The following is a 4663-nucleotide window of genomic DNA, read 5'->3' as shown; positions in this document are numbered from 1 at the left end:
AAAAATATAAGGAGAGCTTTTGTTGAAAATCCAGATTGCTGTAGCAATCTGAATTTGACTTTAAAGAACTATACTAAAATGATACACTATAATCTACGTTATTTTTGAAATGAATAGAGGGGTTTGTGTGATAGATAAAATTAAAAATGCTGTAGAGGATATGTACGAAGATGAGGCTAAAGATTTACTTCAAAGTATTCTCATACAGTTAAACTTATTAGAAGAAAACTACAGTGAAGATGCAATTAAAAATTTGATGGATATTCCGAAACAATTAACGAGTAATCCTACTTATAAAAGGAATGTAAAAGAAAGTACGCACGTACATATTGCTTTTGATGATTCAACGGCTGGTTGCTTAAAATATATGTTAAGTCAAGAAGAATTATTTGAAGAGAGTGTTGTTGCTTTTTCGGAATTCTTTTCAATTGGACCGATATATAGGTTGCATACGAATGAGGGGCAACTAGCAAGACAGAAGTGGTTAATAAATAACTTAACTGCTTATGATAGTTATTTTGAAGAAGAATATTTATCAAGATTTATAGCAACTATAGAAGAACTACATACTATTCCTGTTGAAACGCCTATTACAATTTGGAAGGCTGATAATGCACATGAACATGTAGGCCTAAGTTTTGTAATGGTACAATTAAAGGATAAGAAAAATATTCGAGTTATTAATACGTCTGAAGCAAGTAGAGAAATATTAAAACAAGAGTATGATATTCGTGGAACGGGAGAATTACCACCTGAAAGTTTAGCTCTATTCCAAAAAAGTTTTATAAAGCTACCTTATTTAACTGAAGAGAAGCGCATGAAGTTTGAAAATGAGTGGGATAGATTATCGGAAAGCATAGAATGTTTAAGAGTTTGGAAAGAAAATGAAGTGCATTCTGTACAGGAAGATTATTTTGATCAATTTATAATTGAATGCGCGAAAAGTGTGGGTGCTGATCGAGAGTTCCTTAAAGCTCCTAGAGTAATTGGTGAAGCACTTGGTCTTGTTGAACAATTAGTTGGAGATACTTTCTTAGAATATCGCTTGAAACAATTAATTAAACAAGAAGTATTTGAATTTGAAGGTTCGTTAGATGAAATGCGTTTTTATAGTGTGAAGTTAAGGAAATAATAAACACGTTCTATTTTGAAAGGCTCGTATTTTTAATAATACGAGCTTTTTAAGTTGAATTTGGGCTATACATAAGCTTCCCAGAGAGGGCATATCACATATGAATGGTAAAGGTAATGAATGAAAAGAAGGTGATTTGTTAATATGTATAACCAACAAAATTATCCATATGATCAAGCGATGTATTATAATCCACAAAACTACGGGTATGAACCTACAAATGAAGTGAGAGATATTGAACAAGAAGATTACAGACCAGATGATGCAGAAGATGCTCCAACGTCACCACCTCCGTCACAAGCGCCGTCGTTACCGTCTACATTTGCTTCTCCAGCACAACCAGGTAATATGAAATCATGGATGTGTAACTGTCTAGGAAGATGGGGCTATTTACGCTTACATCGTCCTGGTCCTTTCGGAAGAGATTTATGGTTCTTCCCGACTGAAGTGAGAAGAAATGGAGTGTCAGGTTACACGTGGCAAGGTGGTCGTCGTCGTAAAGTAAGTTATCGCTATCAACAAATTAGTAATTTTATGTGCTTCGCATAAAGAGAAGTGGGAGAGTGAAACGATTTTACTCTCTCACTTTTTTATTTTTCAATATACGAAGTAAGATTTTGATTAAAAATTTACAATTTTCACGTTTTTATTAGAGTATAATGCATATGTTGGGTTGATTTTCAAAAACAAATGAGAGTGAGGGAATACAATGTCAATGAAAAACAAAGTTGGGTTAAGCATAGAGGATGGCATTAATTTAGCTTCAGCTCAGTTTAAAGAAGATGCGTATGAAATTTATAAAGAATCGCGAAAAAAACAACCTATATTATTTGTAAACCAAGTTGAAATCGGTAAAGAATGGCTCATTACTAGATATGAAGATGCTCTGCCACTTTTAAAAGATAATCGTTTAAAAAAAGATTGGACAAATGTGTTTTCTCAAGATATAAAGAACATGTATCTTTCCGTTGATAATAGTGACCACTTAACAACACATATGCTAAATTCAGATCCACCTAACCACAGTCGTTTACGATCTTTAGTTCAAAAAGCTTTTACACCGAAGATGATTGCACAATTAGACAAAAGAATTGAGAGAATAGCGGATGATTTGATAAGTGATATAGAGCGAAAAGGTACATTAAATCTTGTGGATGATTATTCATTTCCATTACCGATTATTGTAATAAGTGAGATGCTCGGTATTCCAAAAGAAGATCAAGCGAAATTTAGAATTTGGTCTCATGCTGTTATTGCATCACCAGAAACACCTGAAGAAATAAAAGAGACCGAAAAACAACTATCTGAGTTTATTACATATCTTCAATATTTAGTTGATATTAAACGAAAAGAGCCAAAAGAAGACTTAGTGAGTGCTTTAATACTTGCAGAGAGTGAAGGGCATAAACTTAGCGCTCGGGAACTATATTCAATGATAATGCTATTAATTGTAGCAGGACACGAGACGACAGTGAATTTAATTACAAATACGGTATTAGCACTTCTTGAAAATCCAAATCAATTACAGTTATTAAAAGATAATCCAAAACTAATTGATTCGGCTATTGAGGAAGGATTGCGTTATTATTCTCCAGTTGAGGTTACAACTGCAAGATGGGCAGCGGAACCTTTTCAAATTCACGACCGAACAATCGAAAAAGGAGATATGGTTGTCATTGCCTTAGCTTCTGCAAATCGTGATGAAACTGTATTTGAAAACCCAGAAGTATTCGATATTACTCGGGAAAATAATCGTCATATTGCCTTTGGTCATGGTAGCCATTTCTGTTTAGGCGCTCCACTTGCGAGGTTAGAAGCAAAGATTGCTATTACTACTTTGTTTAATCGAATGCCTGAACTACAAATAAAAGGGAATCGTGAAGAAATTAAATGGCAAGGTAACTATTTAATGCGTTCTTTAGAGGAATTGCCTTTAACTTTCTAGAATAGTTAAAAGGAGACATGCATACATCGAAAATGATTTACATAGAGTATGTATGTGTTATTTAAATTCGAAACGGAAGGGTGAAAACATCCCAATGATCAACTAATTCTATTTGTAAGAGATCTTCGTTAAAAAACGAAATATTCTTCTGAATAGGGTTAGTCTGTACATTTATAGAAAAGGGATGTATTTCGCTCTGCGAATATATAGTCTTTTTATATGATTTGTGCTGCCTCCTGTTCAGAACATGAAATAGGAGGCTTTTTTATGTCGACAAATGTAGTAACGAAACAAAACAATGGGGTATCACAAGTATTAAAAAATCGGTTTGTTCAAGGGATTTTAGCATCAGCATTATTTTTACAAATAGGAATATGGGTTCGAAACTTTGCGGTATTACTATATGTAATGGAAATGACAAAAGGTGATGCTTTTGCTATTTCGATGATTTCAGTTGCTGAATTCGCTCCAATTTTTATTTTTTCATTTATTGGCGGTACTTTTGCTGATAGGTGGAAGCCAAAGAAGACAATGATATGGTGTGAAACGTTAAGTTCCATTTCAGTATTCGCTGTATTAATTACGCTTATGTTTGGAACGTGGAAAATTGTGTTTTTTGTGACACTCATCTCTGCAATCCTTTCACAGTTTTCACAACCATCTGGAATGAAGTTGTTTAAACAACATTTATCAACGGAACAAATTCAATTAGCAATGTCTATATATCAAACGATATTTGCAATATTTATGGTATTAGGACCAATACTAGGGACATTTATCTTTCATAGTTTTGGAATTTATATTTCAATCATCATAACAGGTATTTCGTTTTTACTTGCGGCAGTTGTATTGTTATTCCTTCCGAAAGATCTTGAAAACGACGTAGAAAAGAAGGATATCACTCTGTTGCAGGAGATGAAGGATGGCATTAAGTATGTCAAAAAGAAAAAAGCATTAACTTTGCTAGGGCTTTGTTTTATGGCTGCAGGACTAGGTATAGGATTAATTCAGCCATTAGGTATATTTATTGTGACTGAGCAGTTAGGATTATCAAAAGAGAGTTTACAGTGGCTACTAACAGTAAATGGTGCGGGAATGATTGTTGGCGGAGCATTAGCAATGGTATTTGCGAAAAACGTTGCTCCGCAAAAGATGTTAATTATCGGTATGCTTGGTCAAGCAATTGGTATTGGCATTATAGGATATTCTACAAATTTATGGGTGACACTTACAGCGCAGCTTTTTAGTGGTTTAGCTCTTCCTTGTATCCAAATTGGTATTAATACGCTTATTATTCAAAATAGCGATACCGATTTTATAGGTCGTGTAAATGGTATTTTAAGTCCGCTTTTTACCGGTTCAATGGTAGTAACGATGAGTATAGCTGGCTCATTAAAAGAGATGTTTTCATTAAGTATGATGTATGAAGGGACGGCTTTACTTTTTATAATTGGATTATTGTTTATTTTACCTATATACAATTTAAAGCCAGTAATAGCGGTAGAAAGTGAAATAAGTGGTAAAGGAAGTGCTATACAAAATGAATCCTAATCCAAATGTTAAATACCCTATTGAAGGCAATCAAA

General features: G+C 33.7%; 4 protein-coding genes. All 4 read left to right on the top strand.

The window, feature by feature from the left end:
• Positions 1 to 127: 127 nt before the first annotated feature.
• The 4 genes from ACQGS6_RS23315 to ACQGS6_RS23300 all read left to right on the top strand — a co-directional run bounded on the left by ACQGS6_RS23315 (position 128) and on the right by ACQGS6_RS23300 (position 4628).
• Positions 128 to 1132, top strand: a complete 1005-nt coding sequence (locus ACQGS6_RS23315; RefSeq protein ID WP_426965679.1) for a DUF1835 domain-containing protein — start codon at positions 128 to 130, stop codon at positions 1130 to 1132.
• A gap of 144 nt (positions 1133 to 1276) precedes the next feature.
• Positions 1277 to 1681 carry a hypothetical protein gene (locus ACQGS6_RS23310; protein ID WP_000282687.1) on the top strand — a complete coding sequence of 135 codons (405 nt, stop codon included), beginning with the start codon at positions 1277 to 1279 and terminating at the stop codon, positions 1679 to 1681.
• 160 nt (positions 1682 to 1841) lie between these two features.
• The gene (locus ACQGS6_RS23305; protein ID WP_000062127.1) at positions 1842 to 3077 is read left to right on the top strand and encodes a cytochrome P450 family protein; all 1236 of its coding nucleotides are present in this window, start codon (positions 1842 to 1844) and stop codon (positions 3075 to 3077) included.
• A gap of 267 nt (positions 3078 to 3344) precedes the next feature.
• Positions 3345 to 4628 (top strand): MFS transporter, encoded by a 1284-nt coding sequence (locus tag ACQGS6_RS23300; protein WP_000106395.1) that lies wholly within the window; start codon positions 3345 to 3347, stop codon positions 4626 to 4628.
• Positions 4629 to 4663: the final 35 nt, after the last annotated feature.

This window comes from Bacillus sp. GMs2/2, from assembly GCF_050172095.1.
In the GTDB taxonomy this organism is placed as follows: domain Bacteria; phylum Bacillota; class Bacilli; order Bacillales; family Bacillaceae_G; genus Bacillus_A; species Bacillus_A cereus.
The sequence above is the reverse complement of the archived record's forward strand: the minus strand, read 5'-3'. Positions and strand labels throughout refer to the sequence as shown.